A 19,374-nucleotide genomic window follows, 5' to 3' on the forward strand; every position below is an offset into this window, starting at 1 on the left:
AGACGCCCGCCAGCGCGTTGTTACAATAGCGAGTTATGGATTCTTCCCTGATACAAACCATTGCGGTGTACGCGCTGCCGGTGATTTTCGCCATCACGCTGCATGAGGCCGCGCATGGCTACGTCGCGCGTTGGCTTGGCGACAACACCGCGTACGTGCTCGGCCGCGTCTCCATCAATCCGATGCGGCACATCGACCCGCTCGGCACGATCGCGATTCCGTTGCTGCTGTATTTCGCCACCAGCGGCGCGTTCATGTTCGGCTACGCGAAGCCGGTGCCGGTCGCCTTCGGCAATCTGCGCAATCCGCGCTGGGGCAGTCTGTGGGTCGCGGCGGCGGGGCCGGCGTGTAATTTCGTGCAGGCGCTGGTGTGGTACATCGTGTTCGTGACGCTGCTCGGCCTGAATGTCGACGAGGCGTTTTTCATCGGTATGGCGAAAGCCGGTGTCTATTTCAACCTCGTGCTCGGCGTGCTGAACCTGTTCCCGCTGCCCCCGCTCGACGGCGGTCGCGTGCTGCTGGCGCTGTTGCCGCCGCGCCAGTCGATTGCATTGTCGCGAATCGAGCCGTACGGTTTCTTCATCGTGATGGCATTGGTGATGACGGGCACGCTGTCGCGCTACTGGCTGAATCCGCTCGTGAATATTGGCTACGGCGCGATTACGGCCATCATGTCCCCACTCGTTTCGCTTTTTTAAAGAACCATGTTCCCAGACCGTATCTTTTCCGGCATGCGGCCCACCGGATCGCTGCACCTCGGCCACTATCACGGTGTGCTGAAAAACTGGGTACGGCTGCAATCCGAGTACCCGTGTTTCTTCTGTGTGGTCGACTGGCACGCGCTGACCACGCACTACGAAACGCCCGAGGTGATCGAGAAGAACGTGTGGGACGTCCTGATCGACTGGCTCGCTTCCGGCATCGATCCGGCGCAGGCTACGCTGTTCATCCAGAGCAAGGTGCCCGAGCACGCGGAACTCGCGCTGCTGCTGGGTATGAGCACGCCGCTCGGCTGGCTCGAACGGGTGCCGACCTACAAGGAGCAGCAGGAGAAGCTGAAGGACAAGGACCTGTCCACCTACGGCTTTCTCGGCTATCCGGTGCTGATGGCGGCGGACATTCTGCTGTATCGCGGCTCGCTGGTGCCGGTCGGTGAAGATCAGGTGCCGCACGTCGAAATGACGCGGGAAATCGCTCGCCGTTTCAACTATCTGTACGGCCGCGAACCGGGCTTTGAAGTGAAGGCCAACGAGGCCGCGAAAAAGCTCGGCGGCAAGCGTTCCAAGCTCTATCACGAGCTGCGCAACGCGTATCAGCAGGAAGGCGACGACGAAGCGCTCGAACAGGCGCGCGCCATGTTGCAGGAATCGCAGAGCCTGTCCATGAGCGACCGCGAGCGTCTGTTCGGCTATCTCGAAGGCTCGCGCAAGATCATCCTCGTCGAGCCGCAGGCCATGCTGACCGAGGCGTCGCGTATGCCGGGCCTCGACGGCCAGAAGATGTCGAAGTCGTACGGCAATACGATCGGTTTGCGTGAAGACGCGGAAACCATCACGAAGAAAGTCCGCACCATGCCGACCGACCCGGCCCGCGTGCGCCGCACCGATCCGGGCGATCCGGACAAGTGCCCGGTCTGGCAACTGCACCAGGTCTATACGAACGACGCCACGCACGAGTGGGTTGAGCGGGGTTGCCGGACGGCGGGTATTGGTTGCCTTGAGTGCAAGCAGCCGGTGATCGAAGGGATTCTGCGTGAACAGCAGCCCATGCTCGAGCGCGCGCAGAAGTACATGGACGACCCGTCGCTGTTGCGCGCGATCGTCGCCGACGGCTGCGACAAAGCCCGCCGATTCGCCACGGAAACGATGCGTGACGTGCGCGAGGCGATGGGTTTGTCGTACAACTGAGCGGATCTCGAACCGATGAGCACTCCCGTCGCTGCACTGCATGGATTGAGCGAGCCGTCGCGCTGGGTGCGTCATTGGGCGCATCTGGTCGCGGCGGGCGGCGCGGTGCTCGACGTCGCGTCGGGGGCGGGGCGGCATGCGCGGTTTTTTGCGTCGCTGGGGCATCCGGTGACCGCCGTCGATCGCGACGCGGCCGCGCTCGACACGCTGTGCGATGCGCCGCTGATCACGCCGCTCGAGGCCGACCTCGAAGGCGCCGTCTGGCCGTTACCCGGCAACGCGAAATTCGCCGCCGTGGTCGTGACGAACTATCTCCATCGCGCACTGTTTCCACAATTGTTAGACGCGCTCGCACCGGGTGGCGTACTGGTTTACGAGACCTTCGCGCAAGGAAACGAAAGCGTCGGCAAGCCCTCTAATCCGGCGTTTCTACTCGCGCCCGGCGAGCTGCTCGAGGTCGTGCGCGGCCGGCTCCGGGTCGTTGCTTTTCAAGACGGTTTTCTCGCGCAGCCGCGCCCGGCTTACGTCCAGCGCATCTGCGCAATTCTGGAGGCGGATCGCTCAGTCGACCCTGCGCAGGCGGCACCCCCGCCTTGTTACGAGTTGACTGGCTAATCCGCTACAATCGCGGTTTACCTGATCAAATTCATGGCGTTTCATGACTAACGGCAACCACAGCGGCACCCACGGCAGCAACGACAGCGTGCAGATTCGCGGCAGCATTCCTGCCATCATTACCCCGATGTTCGAAGACGGCGGCCTCGATCTGCCGGCGTTTCGCAAACTGATCGATTGGCACGTCGCCGAGGGCACCAACGCACTCGTCGTGGTGGGCACGAGCGGTGAGTCGGCTACCTTGTCGGTCGAAGAACACGTGCTGATGGTCAAAACCGCGGTCGAGCACACAGCGGGCCGGATTCCGGTGATCGCGGGCTCGGGCGGCAACTCCACCACTGAGGCCATCGAACTCACGCAGCAAGCTAAAGACGTCGGCGCGGACGCCACGCTGCAAGTCGTGCCGTACTACAACAAGCCGACCCAGGAAGGCATCTATCGCCACTTCGCGAAGATCGCCGAAACCGTCGATCTGCCGGTGATCCTGTACAACGTGCCGGGCCGTACCGTTGCCGACATGAGCAACGAAACGATTCTGCGTTGCGCGCAGGTGCCGGGCATCGTCGGCGTGAAGGAAGCGACCGGCAACATCGACCGTGCCGCGCATCTGATCAAGTCGGCGCCCGCGCATTTCGGTATCTACAGCGGCGACGATCCCACCGCGATCGCGCTGATGCTGCTCGGCGGCCACGGCAATATCTCGGTCACCGCGAACGTTGCACCGCGCGCCATGAGCGAGCTGTGCAAGGCCGCGCTCGCCGCGGACGCGAAGACCGCGCGCGAGATTCATCTGAAACTCCTGTCGCTGCATAAGAACCTGTTTATCGAATCGAATCCGATTCCGGCGAAATGGGCGTTGCAGCAATTGGGCCGTGTGCAGGGCGGAATCCGCCTGCCGCTTACGCCGCTCGACGCGCAATACCACGAAGTGGTGCGTGGCGCGCTGCGCGAAGCGGGTCTGTTGGGCTAAGCGGATCGACCGCGGCACCCACCAGCGCCAACGAAAGCCTGCTACCGGCACTCCCTTAAACCGACGTCGATCCAGCCCACGTTCCCTGCACACAGAACCAGGCACCGCGTTCCAGCATCACGAAGGACCTCATGAAACGTTCCGCACTTTCCCTCCACGCAACCCGCATGGCGGCGCTGGCGCTTGCCCTGGTGACGCTCGCCGGCTGTGACACGCTGAACGACTGGTTCGCTTCCGACCGCGTCAACTACAAGGGCGCCGGCAGTGCGCCGCCGCTCGCCGTTCCGAACGATCTCAGCACCACCAAGACCGACGAGCGCTACATCGCGCCGCCGACCAATCTGGCCCTGGGCGGCGCGCCCACGCGCGCGATCACGGCGGCGGGCAATGCCACCGAAGGTCAACCGAGCGCGCAAGATCCGCTCGGCATGCATATCGAACGCGACGGCGATCGCCGCTGGCTGGTGGTCGACGGCCGCTCGCCGGAACAACTGTGGCCGCAACTGCAGGAGTTCTGGCAGGAAAACGGCTTCGCGCTGAAAACCGACGCGCCGGCCACCGGCATCATGACAACCGACTGGGCGGAAAATCGCGCCAATATTCCGGACGACTGGTTCCGCCGTACGGTCGGCAAGGTGATCGACTTCGCGTATTCGTCGGGCACCCGCGACAGCTTCCGCACGCTCGTGTCGCGCGCACCGTCGGGCACCACGGACATCTCGATCACGCACAGCGCGATGGAAGAAATGCTGACGGGGCAGGACAAGACGTCGTCGCGTTGGGAAGAGCGTCCGCGTGACCCGGCGCTCGAAGCGCTGTTCCTCACCAAGCTGATGCAGAAGTTCGGCTTGACCGAAGCGCAGTCGAAGCAACTGCTGACCGATGCGCGTCCGGCTGTCGCACCGGCCACGATCGACCAGAGCGCGGGCACGTCGACGCTCGACCTGCCGGAGTCGTTCGACCGTGCCTGGCTGCGTGTGGGCCTTGCGCTCGACCGCACCAACTTCGCTGTCGACAACCGCGATCGCGCGAAGGGCATCTACTACGTGCGCTACGCCGACTCGATGCAGGAATTGAAGAAAGAAGGTCTGTTCGGCAAGCTGTTCTACAGCGGCAATTCGGCGAAGAAGCCGGGTCAGGAATTCCTCGTCAACGTGCGTTCGAAGGGCGACACGGTGACGCAGGTGGCCGTGCTGGATGCGAACGGCCAGGTGGACAATTCGTCTGACGCGCAGCGTATCGTGACGCTGCTCCACGCGCAGCTGAACTAAGCGGGCCGTGAGGTTCGCGAGTCTCGGCAGCGGTAGTGATGGGAATGCGTTGCTGGTGGAAGCGCAAAGCGGCGCAACCACCACGCGCGTGCTGCTCGACTGCGGCTTTTCGGCCAAGGAAGTCGAGCGGCGTCTGAACCGGGTTGGCGCGAGCGCCGAAGGTCTGGACGCCATACTGATTACGCATGAACACAGCGATCACATTGGCGGCGCGCTGACGCTGGCGCGCAAGTGGTCGATTCCACTGTACATGAGCTGGGGCACCGCCCGCGCGGTAGGCGCCGACGAAGCCGATATCGACCTGCAGGTGCTGTGGGGCGACGAAGCGGTTGCAATCGGCGACCTCAGCATCCTTCCCTATACCGTTCCTCACGACGCCCGCGAGCCGCTGCAGTACGTGCTCTCGAACGGCGCGAGCCGGCTCGGCGTGCTGACCGATGTCGGCACATCCACGCCACATATCAGCTCAGTGTTGAGCGGTTGCGATGCGCTGGTGCTCGAATGTAATCACGACGTGCAGATGCTGGCGGGCAGCCGCTATCCGCAGTCGCTCAAGGCGCGCATCGGCGGTAATCATGGGCATTTGAACAACGAGGCGGCGGCTGAAATCCTGGCCTCGCTCGACCGTTCGCGCTTGCGTCATCTGGTCGCGGCGCATCTGAGCCAGCAGAACAATTCGCCGGAGCTGGCGCGGGCAGCAATGGCGGGTGTACTGGGCGCAGCGCCGACGGAAGTGGTGGTCGCTACACAGGACGAGGGCTGTGCGTGGTTGAGCCTGTAGCTCCCGCCGGATAGCGCCGTAACCGACGGGAAGGTAAAGAAAAAGCCCATAACGATCACTCGTTATGGGCTTTTTCTTCAAGACAGGCGCCTAAGTTGCCTAAGGCGCCACGCCTGGGTCAGACTTAGTTGCGGTTGCCGCCGAAGATGCCGAGCAGCGCGAGCAGGTTCACGAACACGTTGTACAGATCCAGGTAGATCGCGAGCGTGGCGGTGATGTAGTTCGTTTCGCCGCCGTTCACGACGCGCTGGACGTCGAACAGCATGTACGCCGAAAAGATCACGATGGCGAGGACGGACACCGTGAGCATCAGCGCCGGCAGGTGCAGGAACACGTTCGCGACCGAAGCGAGCAGCAGCACGATCACGCCCATTAACAGCCACTTGCCGAGACCCGAAAAGTCGCGCTTGCTGACCGTGGCGATGGTCGCCATCGACGCGAAGATCACACCAGTGCCACCGAAGGCGAGCATGATCAGCGACGGGCCGTTAGAAAAACCGAGCACGAAGCTCAGGATGCGCGACAGCATCAGGCCCATGAAGAACGTGAAGCCGAGCAGCACGAACACGCCGGCGGCGCTGTCTTTGGTCTTCTGGATCGCGAACATGAAGCCGAAGGCGATCGCGAAGAACGCCAGCATGCTCATGGCCGGGCTGGTGGCCGCGAACAGTGAAAAACCGGTGGCGAGGCCAACCCATGCGCCGAGCACCGTCGGAATCATGGACAACGCCAGCAGCCAGTAGGTGTTCCGTAGCACGCGGTTACGCGTTTCGACCGTGCTGACTGCGCCATTGCGGCCAAAGCTATACGGATGATCGTTCATGGTCTCTCCTTACCTCAGAAGCGTGTTGCGTATGGTTGTGAAGCGGTGGTAACGGCAGTGCAGCGGTTGCAGCCGGTCGTGCAGCGAAGGCGGGGATGTTTGCCGCCGGTCGCGAAGTACCCAACCCTAAGATTGGCGCCGTGGCAGGGAGTTTCAATGCCCAGAAAAAACCCGCACGACCAACGCTACCAGTATTCGGAAACTCCTGCTTGGAGTCTTTCAATCCTGTAAGGGTTCAATCGCAATCATACACGGGAACATGCTACAATAGCGGATTCATTTGAATCTGTAACCTCTTAATTTTTTGGAGTTTTTATGGCGATCGAACGCACCCTGTCGATTATCAAGCCGGACGCAGTGGCCAAGAATGTGATCGGCCAGATCTACAGCCGTTTCGAAAACGCTGGTCTGAAGATCGTGGCTTCGCGCATGGTTCATCTGTCGCGCGCCGACGCTGAAAAGTTCTACGCTGTGCACGCTGCACGCCCGTTCTTCAAGGACCTCGTCGACTTCATGATCTCGGGCCCGGTGGTCGTGCAAGCGCTGGAAGGCGAAAACGCGATCCTGAAGCACCGTGACCTGATGGGCGCAACGGACCCGAAGAAGGCAGAAAAGGGCACGATTCGCGCCGATTTCGCCGACAGCATCGACGCTAACGCGGTGCACGGTTCGGACGCTGCGGAAACGGCAGCAGTTGAAATCGCATTCTTCTTCCCGCAAGTGAACGTTTACTCGCGTTAAGACCTGCGTTGCGGGCGGTCTGTGCAGCCGAAACTGATTTATCGCACGAATCGTCCGGCAAAGTAGTAAGGTAAAAGCAGCAGGAATGGGCGCGAACGGCATTGCGTTCATGCAGCTTGTTGCATGAACGTAGTCTCGCACTGAAATGGCAGGATTCGATATGACGAGCAGTTCCACCGTCAACCTTCTCGACCTCGACGCCCAAGGGCTCGTCGCTTACTGCGGCAGCCTGGGCGAGAAGCCGTTTCGCGCCAAGCAATTGCAGCGCTGGATTCATCAGTACAACGCTGCCGACTTCGACGGCATGACCGATCTCGCGAAGTCCTTGCGCGAAAAGCTCAAAGGGCGCGCCACGATCTCGATGCCGGGCATCGTCAGCGACCATATTTCGACCGACGGCACACGCAAGTGGCTGATCGACGTCGGCAACAGCAACGCGGTTGAAACCGTCTATATCCCGGAAGAAACGCGCGGCACGTTGTGCGTGTCGTCGCAGGCTGGGTGCGCGGTCAACTGCCGTTTCTGTTCGACCGGCAAGCAGGGTTTCTCCCGCAATCTCTCTACTGCTGAAATCATCGGCCAGTTGCGCATGGCCGAATTCTCGCTGCGCGCCACGCGCGGTGGGGACGGCGGCCGCGCCACGGGTGGCGACGGCAAGGGCGATCGCGTCGTCACGAACGTCGTGATGATGGGTATGGGCGAGCCGCTGCTGAATTACGACGCAGTCGTGCCGGCCATGCGTCTGATGCTTGACGACAACGCCTACGGCCTGTCGCGCCGGCGCGTCACGCTGTCCACGTCGGGCGTCGTGCCGATGATGGACCGGCTCGGCGCCGATCTGCCGGTAGCGCTCGCGGTGTCGTTGCACGCACCGAGCGATCCGCTGCGCGACATGCTGGTGCCGCTGAACAAGAAGTACCCGCTGCGCGAACTGATGGCCGCTTGCCAGCGCTATCTGAAAGTCGCGCCGCGCGATTTCATTACGTTCGAATATTGCATGCTCGACGGTGTGAACGACAGCGAGGCGCAAGCGCGCGAATTGCTGGCCGTCACGCGCGACGTCCCATGCAAGTTCAATCTGATTCCGTTCAATCCGTTCCCCGAATCGGGCCTCTTCCGCTCGAAGCCGGAACAGATCAAACGGTTTGCGCAAGTGTTGATGGACGCGGGCGTCGTCACCACGGTGCGCAAAACACGCGGCGATGATATCGACGCAGCCTGCGGTCAGTTGGCCGGTGCGGTGCAAGACCGCACGCGCCTCGCTGAGCGCACCGGGAAGGCGGCGAAGATTATCGAGGTTCGGGCCGTGTAATCGTTCGGGCGGGCAGGGGTGCCGGGCGTTCGGTGGGGTGTTTCCTGGAACGTGCAGAAAGCGGCCTTGCCACCCACGATTGAAAAGAAAGTTTGCAGAAGCGATCGGAAGCGGCACACAAGGCCGCACATTTTGTTATAAACGGTCTGCGATTCGGGCGTGAGGCGCGAGCCCGTCCGAATGGCACGAGTTAAAAAGAATCGACGCGAAAGGATTTGGGATGAGTGAGCCGCAGCACCCGCAGCCGCAGGACACAGACACGAACGAAGGCCATCCGGCGCCGGTCGCACGGGCGGTGGTGCAGCCCGTTGTGCAGCCGGGCATGGATTCGTTGGCGGCAGTTGGCGCGCGCTTGACCCAGTTGCGTGAGTCGAAAGGCTGGACGATCGAGGACGTGTCGGCGCGTCTGAAAGTCTCCGTCGTCAAGTTGCGTGCGCTCGAATCGGGCGACATCAGCCACTTGCCGGATACGACCTTCGCGCTCGGCGTCGTGCGCAGCTATGCAAAGATGCTGGGCGCCGATCCCACGCCGTTCACGCAGGCCTTGCGTCGCGAGAAGGGTGTTCCCGCGCCGGATCTGTCGATGCCGGCGTCGTCGGGCAAAGATTTGCCGCGCGGCAAGGTGTCGTTGTCGCTCGGCGGGAGCGGGCAAAAAAGCCGCTCGTGGTTGTGGGGCGTGGCGGCGGTCATCGTCGCGGTGATCGCCTTGGGCATGTGGCATACCAACGGCGGCGATTCGTCGGCGTGGCTTGCTCGCCTGAAGGCGAGTGCGAACGGCGCCGCGGGTGGTGCGACCGGTGCATCGGGCGCGGTGGCACAGAGTCCGGCAGCAGGCTCCGACGCGACGACGGAGGAGGCGGCATCCGCTCCGGACGCGCAAGCCGCCGCAGACAGCGCAGCATCGGGTACGCCGATGCCCGCGCCGCTGGCTACGGGCGCCGCACCGTCGTCGGCGCCGGTTGTGACGGCAACGGCTGCCGCACCCAAGGCAGTTTCGCAGGCGCAGGCTGCCGTACCGGCCGCGAGTGCGCCGGCAGCGGTTGTCGCGGACGCATCGGCGGCGGCAGTTGACACGGCCGGCGGCGGCGAGGCGATCGTCGCACTGCGCGTGACGCAAGATAGCTGGTTTAGCGTGCGTGGCAAGGACGGCAAGGAAGTGTTCTCCGGCCTCGTCCACGCCGGCGACACCAAGGAAGTAACGGGCGTGGCGCCGTTTAAGGTCACGCTGGGGAACAAGGCCGGTCTCGAGTCGCTGACGCTCGACGGGCAACCGGTTGATCCGGCCAAATATTCGGCAGCTAAAGGTAACGTGGCGCGCTTCGCGTTGCCTTGATAGATACGGTATGCGCCGCGGCCAAACCGGTCCGCGGCGCTTTTTCAATTCAGGCGCTACGTCTTTGTGTGGCGCATGCGGCGTAAATGGGTTTTTCGATGCAATCCGAAGCTCAATCCCAATCCAGTAGCAAGATCGTTTCCAATGAGCCGGTGTTCGGCGGCCACGCGGCGCGGCGCAAGTCGCACGCGGTCGACATCCGTTGGGGTGGCCAGATCGTCACGATCGGTGGCGATGCACCCGTGCGCGTCCAGTCGATGACCAACACGGACACCGCGGACGCGATCGGCACCGCGATCCAGATCAAGGAACTGGCGCAAGCCGGTTCGGAGTTGGTGCGTATCACGGTGAACACGCCGGAAGCGGCCGCGGCCGTACCGGCCGTGCGCGAGCAGCTCGACCGCATGGGCGTGTCGGTGCCGCTGGTCGGCGACTTCCATTACAACGGCCATTTGCTGTTGCGCGATTACCCCGAGTGCGCGGAGTCGCTGTCCAAGTACCGGATCAATCCGGGTAACGTCGGCCACGGCGCGAAGCGCGACACGCAGTTCGCGCAAATGATCGAAGCGGCGGTGAAGTACGACAAGGCGGTGCGTATCGGCGTCAACTGGGGCAGTCTCGACCAGGACCTGCTCGCGAAAATGATGGACGAAAACGCGGCACGTTCCACGCCGTGGGAAGCGCAAAGCGTGATGTACGAAGCGCTGATCCAGTCGGCGATCGGCTCGGCCGAGCGCGCGGTCGAAATCGGCCTGCCGCGCAACAAGATCATTCTGTCGTGCAAGGTCAGCGGTGTGCAGGACCTGATCGCCGTGTATCGCGAACTCGCGCGCCGTTGCGACTTCGCGCTGCATCTCGGTTTGACGGAAGCGGGCATGGGCTCGAAGGGTATCGTCGCGTCGACGGCGGCGCTGTCGGTGCTGTTGCAGCAAGGTATCGGCGACACGATCCGTATCTCATTGACACCGGAACCGGGCGGCCCGCGTACCGGCGAAGTGATCGTCGGTCAGGAAATTCTGCAGACCATGGGTCTGCGCTCGTTCACGCCGATGGTGATCGCGTGCCCGGGTTGCGGTCGTACCACCAGCACGCTGTTCCAGGAACTGGCGTCGCAAATCCAGACCTATCTGCGCACGCAGATGCCGGTGTGGCGCGACCAGTATCCTGGCGTCGAGAAGATGCACGTCGCGGTGATGGGCTGCATCGTCAATGGTCCGGGCGAGTCGAAGCAGGCCAATATCGGCATCAGCTTGCCGGGCTCGGGGGAGAACCCGGCCGCGCCGGTGTTCATCGACGGCGAGAAGGTCAAGACGCTGCGCGGCGAGCACATCGCGCAAGAATTCCAGCAAATCGTGAGTGACTACGTCGAGCGCCGCTATGGCCGCGCCGAAGCCGGCCGCGCCGAAGCACTCAACTAAATATCGGCTATCGAAAGACAGATGACTGAACAGAAGAAAAAGCTCGAAAAGTTGTCCGGCGTGAAGGGCATGAACGACATCCTTCCGCAGGAAGCCGGGCTGTGGGAATTTTTCGAAATGACCGTCAAGTCGATGCTGCGTTCGTACGGATACCAGAATATCCGTACGCCGATCATCGAGCATACGCAGCTGTTCAAGCGCGGTATCGGCGAAGTGACCGACATCGTCGAAAAAGAGATGTACAGCTTTACCGACGCGCTGAACGGCGAGAACCTGACCATGCGCCCGGAAAACACCGCGGCCGTGGTGCGCGCGGCGATCGAACACAACTTGCTGTACGACGGCCCGAAGCGCTTGTGGTACGTCGGTCCGATGTTCCGCCACGAGCGTCCGCAGCGCGGCCGTTATCGCCAGTTCCATCAGGTGGGCGTGGAAGCGCTGGGCTTTGCCGGCCCGGACGCCGACGCTGAAATCATCATGATGTGCCAGCGTTTGTGGGACGACCTCGGCTTGATCGGCATCAAGCTCGAACTCAACTCGCTGGGTCTGTCGCATGAACGCGCGGCTCACCGCGTCGAACTGATTGCTTACCTCGAAAAGCACATGGATGTGCTCGACGAAGAAGCGAAGCGCCGTCTGTACACGAATCCGCTGCGCGTGCTGGATACGAAGAATCCGGCCATGCAGGCAGTCGCGCAGAACGCGCCGAAACTGATCGATTTTCTCGGCGAAGAATCGCTCGCGCACTTCGAGGGACTGCAGCGCATTCTGAAAGCGAACAACATTCCGTTCAAGATCAATCCGCGTTTGGTGCGCGGTCTCGATTATTACAATCTGACCGTGTTCGAATGGGTGACCGACAAGCTGGGCGCGCAAGGCACCGTTGCTGCAGGCGGCCGTTACGATCCGCTGATCGAGCAGCTCGGCGGCAAGCCGACCGGCGCGTGCGGTTGGGCAATGGGCGTCGAACGGATTCTTGAGTTGCTGAAAGAAGATCAGCTCGTGCCGGAAGACGAAGGTTGCGACGTCTACGTTGTCCATCAGGGCGACGCGGCGCGCGAGCAGGCCTTCATCATCGCTGAGCGGTTGCGTGATACGGGTCTCGACGTGATTCTGCATTGCAGCGCCGACGGTCAAACCGCCAGCTTCAAATCGCAGATGAAGCGTGCGGATTCGAGCGGCGCGGCCTTCGCGGTGGTGCTCGGCGAAGACGAAATCGCGAACGGTACGGTCGGCGTCAAGGCGCTGCGCGACACGAGTAATGGCGCGGGTAACGGCGGTAAGAGCGAGCAACAGAACGTGCCTGCCGAAGACTTGACCGAATTTCTAATCAATGCGATGGTTGCAACCGCCGAAGACGGCGACGACTGATCGCGATGTCGTCGAGCCCTTTGGCTCCTGACTGGCTCGACAAGCACACGTATCAAGAAAGAGGAAATCGCCGGGCGATGAGTTACCACGACGAACAAGAATCGATAGAAAGTCTGAAGGCATGGTGGACGCAATGGGGCAATGCAACCACATGGATCGTGCTGGTGGTCCTGGTTGCGGCTGCTGGCTGGAACGGCTGGAATTTCTGGCAGCGGCGCCAGGCGGCGGAAGCTGCCGTGCTGTATGACCAGGTCCAGCAAGCCGTGGCTTCGGGCGACAAGGCGAAGGTCACGCGCGTCGCCACCGACATGGAAGACAAGTTCAGCGGCACCGCGTACGCGCAGATGACGGCGTTGGGCGCGGCCAAGGCGCTGTACACCGCGGGCGACGAAGCCGGTGCGAAGGCCCAGTTGCAATGGACCATCGATCACGCGAAAGACGACGAGTTCAAGCAGATCGCCAGGTTGCGCTTTGCTTCGCTGTTGCTCGACGACAAGGCTTACGACCAGGGCCTGGCGCTGCTCGCCGAACCGCAGTCCGACGCCTTCAAGGGTCTCGTAGCGAATGGCCGTGGCGACCTGCTGGCCGCCCAGGGCAAGCGTGACGATGCACGTACGGCCTACAAGCTCGCGCTCGACTCGCTGTCGAAAACCGATAGCTCGGCACGTCAGTTGATCCAGTTCAAGCTGGATGCACTGGGCGGCTGATCGCGCCGCATGCCACGACCAACCGGTCTCCTTTAATCCATTTCCTGAATGCTTCGTCCACCGATGAATCTGCTGAAACGTTACGCTGTGCCCGTTGCCTGTGCGATGACCGTGCTCACCCTGGCGGCTTGCTCATCCACGAAAGACGAACGCCGCGTGCCGACGCCGCTGACCGAGTTCAAGCCCGTGCTCGACGTGCAGCAGGCCTGGAAGGCGAGTGTCGGCAAGGCGGGCCGTTATCTGTTTTCGCCGGTCGCGGTTGGCAACGCCGTGTATGCGGCGGGTGCGAACGGTTCGGTCGCGAAGATCGACGCGCAAACCGGCAAGGACATCTGGCGTGTGAAGCTGCATGACGATTTGTCGGCGGGCGTCGGTAGCGACGGCACGCTGGCTGCGGTCGGCGGCCTGAAGGGCGACGTCTACGTGCTCGGCGCGGACGGCAAGCAGTTGTGGACCGCCAAGGCGCCGGGCGAAATCATCTCGCCGCCGCTGGTCGGCAACGGCCTCGTGGTGGTGCGCACGGTCGACGGTCAGATCGTCGCGTTCAACGCGCAAACCGGCGAGCAGAAGTGGAACTATCGCAATCGCGCGGTACCGCTGAACCTGCGCGTATCGTCGGGTATGACGTTCGCGGGCGACGCGGCGGTGCTGGCCGGTTTCCCGGGCGGCTCGTTCGCGGCCATCAATCTGCAAACCGGCGACAACTACTGGCAGACGCCGGTGTCGTATCCGAAGGGCGTGACGGAAGTGGAGCGTATCAACGACGTGACCGGTCCGCCCACGCTGGTCGGTTCGGAAACCTGCGCGGTGACGTTCCAGGGCCAGATTGGCTGTTTCGACGCGAACTCGGGCCGGGCGCTGTGGGAGAAGGCGTTCTCGAGCACGAGCGGTCTGGCGCAGGATGACCGCGCGGTCGTCGCGGCTGACGACTGGTCGGTCGTCTCGGCGTTCGATGTCACCAGCGGCGCGCCGCTGTGGAAGAACGACAAGCTGAAGAACCGCGAACTCGGCGTGCCGTACCTGCTGGGCCGTGCCGCTGTGCTGGGCGACTATCAGGGTTACGTGCACTTCCTGTCGCGCGACGACGGCACGCTCGTCGCCCGTGTGAAGACCGACGGCAGCCCGATCACCGCGGCGCCGGTGTTGGCCGGCGATACGCTGGTCGTGCTGACGCACGACGGTGACCTGTACGGCTACCGCCCGCGTTAAGCGCGCAGGCAAGTCGCCGAGTTGCCGTTTAGCGCGCACGCCGGCATTGCCGGCCGTGCGCGTTTCTGTAGGAATCGAGCAGTAGAGCAAGTAGAAGAATTACGCCGGACTGGCTGGTCCGGCAAGTCGGATCAGGAAATGGTCAATGCGCCGCAGAGGCATCGCGCGCGTGGCCATCGGTGGCTGCTTGCGGCGCCACCGTCGGCGGTTGCTCCGCAGGTCGTCAGAGATTTCGCAGAGCACCGTCAGCTCGCAGGCGTGCGAGCCGTCGAGCAGGAAAGACTTAACCTGGCGGCCCATTGGCGCCGCCCCAACCAGCCAAACTCCCGTCCGCCCGGGTGCGCAAATTGACAGCGTATCCGGGGCCGGTCGAATTCGTGATAATTTTCGTCAAACGCTGCCGTGTAGCGGCCGCATGGCGTCGCTACGCGGGCGGTCGATTTCGATCCCGCGTTTCACCGTGAACAACATCTGATGAAACCCGTTATTGCCCTCGTTGGGCGCCCCAATGTGGGGAAATCCACGCTATTCAACCGGCTCACGCGTTCGCGTGACGCGCTGGTTGCCGACCTGCCCGGTCTCACCCGCGATCGCCACTATGGCGAAGGGCGCGCCGGCGACCGGCCGTATCTGGTCGTCGATACCGGCGGCTTCGAGCCGGTCGCGAAAGAAGGCATCATGCACGAGATGGCGCGTCAAACGCGCCAGGCGGTCGAGGAATCGGACATCGTCGTGTTCATCTGCGACGGTCGTAACGGCCTTGCGCCGCAGGACAAGACCATCGCCGATTACCTGCGCAAGGTCGGCCGGCCGATTTTCCTCGTCGTCAACAAGGCGGAGGGGATGAAGTACAGCAACGTCGCCGCCGACTTCTACGAACTCGGCCTCGGCGACCCGCGCGCAATTTCGTCCGCGCACGGCGATGGCGTGACCGAAATGATCAACGAAGCGCTCGAGGTCGCCTACGCGGGCCAGCCGGAAGAGAGCGACGAAGAGAAAGCGGCGCACGGCGTGAAGATCGCGATCGTCGGCCGCCCGAACGTGGGTAAGTCGACGCTGATCAATTCGCTGGTCGGCGAAGAACGCGTGATCGCATTCGACATGCCCGGCACCACGCGCGATTCGATCTACGTCGACTTCGAACGCCAGGGCAAGCCGTACACGCTGATCGACACGGCCGGCCTGCGCCGTCGCGGCAAAGTGTTCGAGGCGATCGAGAAGTTCTCGGTGGTGAAAACACTGCAGTCGATCTCCGACGCGAACGTCGTGATCCTGCTGCTCGACGCGCGCCAGGACATTTCGGAACAAGATGCGCACATTGCCGGCTTCGTGGTCGAGCAGGGCCGCGCGCTGGTGGTAGGCGTGAACAAGTGGGACGGACTCGATTCGCATGTGCGCGAGCGCACCAAGGCCGACCTCGAGCGCAAACTAAAATTTCTCGACTTTGCGAAATTCCACTTCATTTCCGCGACGGAAAACACGGGGATTGGCCCGTTGATGCGCTCGGTGGACGACGCGTACAAGGCTGCGATGGCCAAGCTGCCGACGCCGAAGCTCACGCGCGCGCTGATCGAAGCGGTGGAGTTCCAGCAACCGCGTCGCCGCGGTCCGGTGCGTCCGAAACTGCGCTATGCGCACCAGGGCGGACAGAACCCGCCGCTCATCGTGATTCACGGTAACGCGCTCGATGCGATCACCGACACGTATAAACGCTACCTCGAAAACCGCTTCCGGGAAACTTTCAAGCTGATTGGGACTCCATTGCGCATAGAGTTCAGATCGTCGACGAACCCTTACGCGGACAAAGGCTGAACTTAGGCTGAAAGCCGCGTGTGTGCTGGGTTTGGCCGCCTGGCCAGGCCCGTCGCGCAAAAATGAAAATCGGCTATAGTGTAGCGGTTGACGGCGGATCTCTTTTTCTTCGTCGTCAATTCAGTCAACCTGCAAAAAAATACGGAGTTTGCTATGAGCAACAAAGGGCAATTGTTACAAGACCCGTTTTTGAACGCACTGCGTAAAGAGCATGTGCCGGTGTCGATCTACCTGGTCAACGGCATCAAGCTTCAAGGGAACATCGAATCGTTCGACCAGTACGTCGTGTTGCTCCGGAATACGGTCACCCAGATGGTCTACAAGCACGCAATCTCCACGGTCGTGCCAGCCCGTCCGGTGAATTTCCACCCGGATTCCGAACAGTCCTAACCCCTCGTCGCGGCCGGCGTAGCGTCGCCCGTTGGCGATCACTCCCGGCCGCCTCAATTTTGATACCCTCCAATTTGATCAATGCAGCGCTTGTCGGCATCGACTTCGGTAAGATCGATTTCGAAGCCAGCCTGGAAGAACTCAGTCTGCTCGCGCAAAGCGCGGGCGCGAATCCCTTAGTCACCCTCACCGGGCGCCGGTCCAGTCCGGACGCGAAGATGTTCGTCGGCAGCGGCAAAGCCGAAGAACTGCGTCTCGCGTGTGAGGCGAACGACATCGAACTCGTCATTTTCAATCATGCTCTGGCGCCTGCGCAGCAGCGCAATCTGGAGCAAGCGCTTAACCGGCGCGTGATCGATCGCACCAGCCTGATCCTCGACATTTTTGCGCAACGCGCCCGCAGCCACGAAGGCAAGTTGCAGGTGGAGCTCGCGCAGTTGCAGTATCTGTCGACGCGACTAATCCGCGCATGGACCCACCTTGAGCGGCAGAAAGGCGGTATCGGTTTGCGCGGTCCTGGTGAAACGCAGCTCGAAACCGACCGCCGTTTGATCGGCGAGCGCATCAAGGCGCTCAAGACGCGGCTCGAAAAATTGCGTCGTCAGCATGGCACGCAGCGCCGCGCGCGCAGCCGCAATCAGACCATGTCGGTATCGCTGGTCGGCTATACGAACGCTGGTAAATCCACGCTGTTCAACGCGCTCACGAAGGCCCAGGCCTACGCCGCCGACCAGTTGTTCGCGACGCTGGATACGACCTCGCGGCGCGTCTATCTGGGCGATGAAGCGGGGCAGGTGGTGGTGTCCGATACGGTCGGCTTCATCCGTGAATTGCCTCACCAACTGGTGGCGGCATTCCGCGCCACGCTCGAGGAAACCATTCACGCCGACCTGCTGTTGCATGTGGTCGACGCGTCGAGCGCGGTGCGGCTCGATCAGATCGATCAGGTGAACGAGGTGTTGCACGCGATCGGCGCGGACAATGTCCGTCAGGTGCTGGTGTTCAACAAGATCGACGCGGTGCCGGAGTTGGCGGCCCGTGGCGACGCGGTTGAGCGGGATGAGTATGGTAATATTTCGCGCGTCTTTTTGAGCGCGCGCACGGGGCAAGGTCTGGATACATTGCGCGCTGCTATCGCTGAGATCGCTACTGCCGAACCTCTTCCCGACACGCATCTCGATCTGTCGGAAGAAGACCGGTCGGCAGTTCCGCGCGACGACCGCAAGGTCCCAGAACTCGGGCACTGACCCGTTCCAATTGCACTGACCCGCTGTCTACTCTGGTGAACGAACACAGGTGAACGATTACAACGAGCGGAGTATCTGGCTGCGCATGCGCGCCATGCTTTCACTGAACGATCCGCGCTGGGGCCGGGGCGACGGCAATGGCGACCGGCAACGGCCGAACGAACCCAAGCGTCCGCCGACCAAAGACGGCGAAGGTCCGCCCGATCTCGACGAAATGTGGCGTGATTTCAACCGTCGTCTGAGCCGCGTGTTCGGCCGCAAGGGCGGCGGCGGTACGGGCGGTGGCCGGCCGGATAATGGCCGCGGCGCACGCATCGGCGTGGGCATCGTGATCGGCGTGCTGGTGGCCGTTTATCTCGGCAGCGGTGTGTTCGTTGTGCAAGACGGACAAGCCGGCGTCGTGATGCAATTCGGCAAGTATCGCTACACCGCCGGGCAGGGTGTGCATTGGCGTCTGCCGTATCCGTTCGAAGCGCATGAGCTCGTCAATATCGGCCAGATCCGTCAGGTCGAGATCGGCCGCAACAACGTGGTGCGTCTCGCGAACGTGAAAGACGCGTCGATGCTCACGCACGACGCGGATATCGTCGACGTGCGCTTCGCGGTGCAGTACCAGGTGCGCAAGCCGACGGACTATCTGTTCCGCAGCACCGATCCCGATCAAAGCGTGATGCAGGCCGCCCAGGCGGCAGTGCGTAGCATCGTCGGTGCGCGCAGCACCAGCGAGATTCTCGATCAGGATCGCGAAACGATTCGCCAGCAACTGATGGCGTCGATCCAGCAATCCCTGGATGAATATCAGTCGGGCCTCGCGGTGACCGGCGTGACGATTCAGGGCGTGCAGGTACCCGACCAGGTGCAGGCCGCGTTCGACGACGCCGCCAAGGTGCGTCAGGAAAACGATCGCGCCAAACGCGACGCGCAGGCCTATGCGGCGGATCTGCTGCCGCGCGCGCAAGCCGACGTGACGCGTCAGATCGACGAGGCGAAGACCTACAGCGACAAAACCGTCGCTCAGGCGCAAGGCGACGCCGAGCGCTTCAAGCAGGTCTACGCACAGTACTCGAAAGCGCCCGCTGTGATTCGCGAGCGCATGTACCTGGAAACCATGCAGCAGATCTATTCGAATACGACCAAGGTGTTTGTGGACAGCAAGAGCGGCAACAACGTGCTGTATCTGCCGCTCGACAAGCTGGTCGAGCAGACCCGCCAGCGTGTGGCCGATGCCGCAGTCGCTGCGTCGGGCGCTTCGGCGGCTGCCGCATCGCAAGGGGCGGGTGGTGCCGCTTCGCCGTCCGCGGCGCCGTCGGTTGCTCCGTCGGCCGCCGCGCCGGGCAGCGTGGCCTCCGCACCCGCCGCTGCCGTGGCTGCAACGCCCGCCAGTCAGGCTGCAGCCAGCAGCGACGCGCTGCGTTCACGCGACTCCTTCCGCAGCCGTATGCGCGAAGACGACGTTCAATAAGGAGC

Annotated in this window: 18 protein-coding genes; 17 read left to right on the forward strand and 1 reads right to left on the reverse strand. The window is 62.6% G+C overall.

What is annotated here, in order from left to right; all coding sequences use genetic code 11:
* Nucleotides 1–35 precede the first annotated feature (35 nt).
* The 6 genes from GGD40_RS20525 to GGD40_RS20550 all read left to right on the forward strand — a co-directional run bounded on the left by GGD40_RS20525 (nt 36) and on the right by GGD40_RS20550 (nt 5,544).
* Complete coding sequence (locus tag GGD40_RS20525) at nt 36–698, forward strand: site-2 protease family protein (protein WP_035546447.1); 663 nt, start codon at nt 36–38, stop codon at nt 696–698.
* A 6-nt stretch (nt 699–704) separates the two neighbouring features.
* Nucleotides 705–1,907: a tryptophan--tRNA ligase gene (locus tag GGD40_RS20530; RefSeq protein WP_179703856.1), complete on the forward strand. Its 1,203-nt coding sequence runs from the start codon at nt 705–707 to the stop codon at nt 1,905–1,907.
* 15 nt (nt 1,908–1,922) lie between these two features.
* Nucleotides 1,923–2,522, forward strand: coding sequence for a class I SAM-dependent methyltransferase (locus GGD40_RS20535; protein ID WP_179744710.1), 600 nt, complete (start codon nt 1,923–1,925; stop codon nt 2,520–2,522).
* A gap of 43 nt (nt 2,523–2,565) precedes the next feature.
* A complete protein-coding gene (gene dapA / locus GGD40_RS20540) occupies nt 2,566–3,492 on the forward strand; it encodes a 4-hydroxy-tetrahydrodipicolinate synthase (RefSeq protein ID WP_179744711.1) in 927 nt (308 codons plus the stop codon).
* Nucleotides 3,493–3,623: 131 nt separating this feature from the next.
* On the forward strand, nt 3,624–4,763 hold the full coding sequence (bamC, locus tag GGD40_RS20545; RefSeq protein ID WP_179744712.1) for an outer membrane protein assembly factor BamC: 1,140 nt from the start codon (nt 3,624–3,626) through the stop codon (nt 4,761–4,763).
* Nucleotides 4,764–4,770: 7 nt separating this feature from the next.
* The gene (locus GGD40_RS20550) at nt 4,771–5,544 is read left to right on the forward strand and encodes an MBL fold metallo-hydrolase (RefSeq protein ID WP_179744713.1); all 774 of its coding nucleotides are present in this window, start codon (nt 4,771–4,773) and stop codon (nt 5,542–5,544) included.
* 124 nt (nt 5,545–5,668) lie between these two features.
* Here GGD40_RS20550 and GGD40_RS20555 read toward each other — a convergent pair whose 3' ends face one another.
* The gene (locus GGD40_RS20555; protein ID WP_179744714.1) at nt 5,669–6,367 is read right to left on the reverse strand and encodes a Bax inhibitor-1/YccA family protein; all 699 of its coding nucleotides are present in this window, start codon (nt 6,365–6,367) and stop codon (nt 5,669–5,671) included.
* Nucleotides 6,368–6,682: 315 nt separating this feature from the next.
* Here GGD40_RS20555 and ndk point away from each other — a divergent pair, with 315 nt between their 5' ends.
* The 11 genes from ndk to hflK all read left to right on the forward strand — a co-directional run bounded on the left by ndk (nt 6,683) and on the right by hflK (nt 19,369).
* Nucleotides 6,683–7,108: a nucleoside-diphosphate kinase gene (ndk, locus tag GGD40_RS20560; protein WP_012433533.1), complete on the forward strand. Its 426-nt coding sequence runs from the start codon at nt 6,683–6,685 to the stop codon at nt 7,106–7,108.
* Between the two features lie 160 nt (nt 7,109–7,268).
* Nucleotides 7,269–8,420 (forward strand): 23S rRNA (adenine(2503)-C(2))-methyltransferase RlmN, encoded by a 1,152-nt coding sequence (gene rlmN, locus GGD40_RS20565; RefSeq protein WP_179703862.1) that lies wholly within the window; start codon nt 7,269–7,271, stop codon nt 8,418–8,420.
* Nucleotides 8,421–8,640: 220 nt separating this feature from the next.
* Nucleotides 8,641–9,753, forward strand: a complete 1,113-nt coding sequence (locus GGD40_RS20570; protein WP_179744715.1) for a helix-turn-helix domain-containing protein — start codon at nt 8,641–8,643, stop codon at nt 9,751–9,753.
* 86 nt (nt 9,754–9,839) lie between these two features.
* The gene (gene ispG, locus GGD40_RS20575) at nt 9,840–11,171 is read left to right on the forward strand and encodes a flavodoxin-dependent (E)-4-hydroxy-3-methylbut-2-enyl-diphosphate synthase (RefSeq protein WP_179744716.1); all 1,332 of its coding nucleotides are present in this window, start codon (nt 9,840–9,842) and stop codon (nt 11,169–11,171) included.
* Between the two features lie 21 nt (nt 11,172–11,192).
* Nucleotides 11,193–12,542: a histidine--tRNA ligase gene (gene hisS, locus GGD40_RS20580; RefSeq protein WP_179744717.1), complete on the forward strand. Its 1,350-nt coding sequence runs from the start codon at nt 11,193–11,195 to the stop codon at nt 12,540–12,542.
* A gap of 77 nt (nt 12,543–12,619) precedes the next feature.
* Entirely contained in the window at nt 12,620–13,249 is a 630-nt protein-coding gene (locus tag GGD40_RS20585) for a YfgM family protein (protein WP_179703866.1), read from the forward strand.
* Nucleotides 13,250–13,312: 63 nt separating this feature from the next.
* A complete protein-coding gene (bamB, locus tag GGD40_RS20590) occupies nt 13,313–14,458 on the forward strand; it encodes an outer membrane protein assembly factor BamB (RefSeq protein WP_179703867.1) in 1,146 nt (381 codons plus the stop codon).
* 474 nt (nt 14,459–14,932) lie between these two features.
* On the forward strand, nt 14,933–16,270 hold the full coding sequence (gene der, locus GGD40_RS20595) for a ribosome biogenesis GTPase Der (RefSeq protein WP_035546423.1): 1,338 nt from the start codon (nt 14,933–14,935) through the stop codon (nt 16,268–16,270).
* Between the two features lie 153 nt (nt 16,271–16,423).
* Nucleotides 16,424–16,660, forward strand: coding sequence for an RNA chaperone Hfq (hfq, locus tag GGD40_RS20600; RefSeq protein WP_006051315.1), 237 nt, complete (start codon nt 16,424–16,426; stop codon nt 16,658–16,660).
* Between the two features lie 74 nt (nt 16,661–16,734).
* Entirely contained in the window at nt 16,735–17,907 is a 1,173-nt protein-coding gene (hflX, locus tag GGD40_RS20605) for a GTPase HflX (protein WP_179703868.1), read from the forward strand.
* A gap of 49 nt (nt 17,908–17,956) precedes the next feature.
* The gene (gene hflK, locus GGD40_RS20610) at nt 17,957–19,369 is read left to right on the forward strand and encodes an FtsH protease activity modulator HflK (protein ID WP_179744718.1); all 1,413 of its coding nucleotides are present in this window, start codon (nt 17,957–17,959) and stop codon (nt 19,367–19,369) included.
* Nucleotides 19,370–19,374: the final 5 nt, after the last annotated feature.

It is taken from the genome of Paraburkholderia bryophila, assembly GCF_013409255.1.
Taxonomy (GTDB): domain Bacteria; phylum Pseudomonadota; class Gammaproteobacteria; order Burkholderiales; family Burkholderiaceae; genus Paraburkholderia.

What these genes read in the sequence shown, in the direction of transcription:
- GGD40_RS20525 (WP_035546447.1), top strand. Translation starts at nt 36, where the DNA reads ATGGATTCTTCCCTGATACAAACCATTGCGGTGTACGCGCTGCCGGTG.
- GGD40_RS20530 (WP_179703856.1), top strand. Translation starts at nt 705, where the DNA reads ATGTTCCCAGACCGTATCTTTTCCGGCATGCGGCCCACCGGATCGCTG.
- GGD40_RS20535 (WP_179744710.1), top strand. Translation starts at nt 1,923, where the DNA reads ATGAGCACTCCCGTCGCTGCACTGCATGGATTGAGCGAGCCGTCGCGC.
- dapA (WP_179744711.1), top strand. Translation starts at nt 2,566, where the DNA reads ATGACTAACGGCAACCACAGCGGCACCCACGGCAGCAACGACAGCGTG.
- bamC (WP_179744712.1), top strand. Translation starts at nt 3,624, where the DNA reads ATGAAACGTTCCGCACTTTCCCTCCACGCAACCCGCATGGCGGCGCTG.
- GGD40_RS20555 (WP_179744714.1), bottom strand. Translation starts at nt 6,367, where the DNA reads ATGAACGATCATCCGTATAGCTTTGGCCGCAATGGCGCAGTCAGCACG.
- ndk (WP_012433533.1), top strand. Translation starts at nt 6,683, where the DNA reads ATGGCGATCGAACGCACCCTGTCGATTATCAAGCCGGACGCAGTGGCC.
- rlmN (WP_179703862.1), top strand. Translation starts at nt 7,269, where the DNA reads ATGACGAGCAGTTCCACCGTCAACCTTCTCGACCTCGACGCCCAAGGG.
- GGD40_RS20570 (WP_179744715.1), top strand. Translation starts at nt 8,641, where the DNA reads ATGAGTGAGCCGCAGCACCCGCAGCCGCAGGACACAGACACGAACGAA.
- ispG (WP_179744716.1), top strand. Translation starts at nt 9,840, where the DNA reads ATGGGTTTTTCGATGCAATCCGAAGCTCAATCCCAATCCAGTAGCAAG.
- hisS (WP_179744717.1), top strand. Translation starts at nt 11,193, where the DNA reads ATGACTGAACAGAAGAAAAAGCTCGAAAAGTTGTCCGGCGTGAAGGGC.
- GGD40_RS20585 (WP_179703866.1), top strand. Translation starts at nt 12,620, where the DNA reads ATGAGTTACCACGACGAACAAGAATCGATAGAAAGTCTGAAGGCATGG.
- bamB (WP_179703867.1), top strand. Translation starts at nt 13,313, where the DNA reads ATGAATCTGCTGAAACGTTACGCTGTGCCCGTTGCCTGTGCGATGACC.
- der (WP_035546423.1), top strand. Translation starts at nt 14,933, where the DNA reads ATGAAACCCGTTATTGCCCTCGTTGGGCGCCCCAATGTGGGGAAATCC.
- hfq (WP_006051315.1), top strand. Translation starts at nt 16,424, where the DNA reads ATGAGCAACAAAGGGCAATTGTTACAAGACCCGTTTTTGAACGCACTG.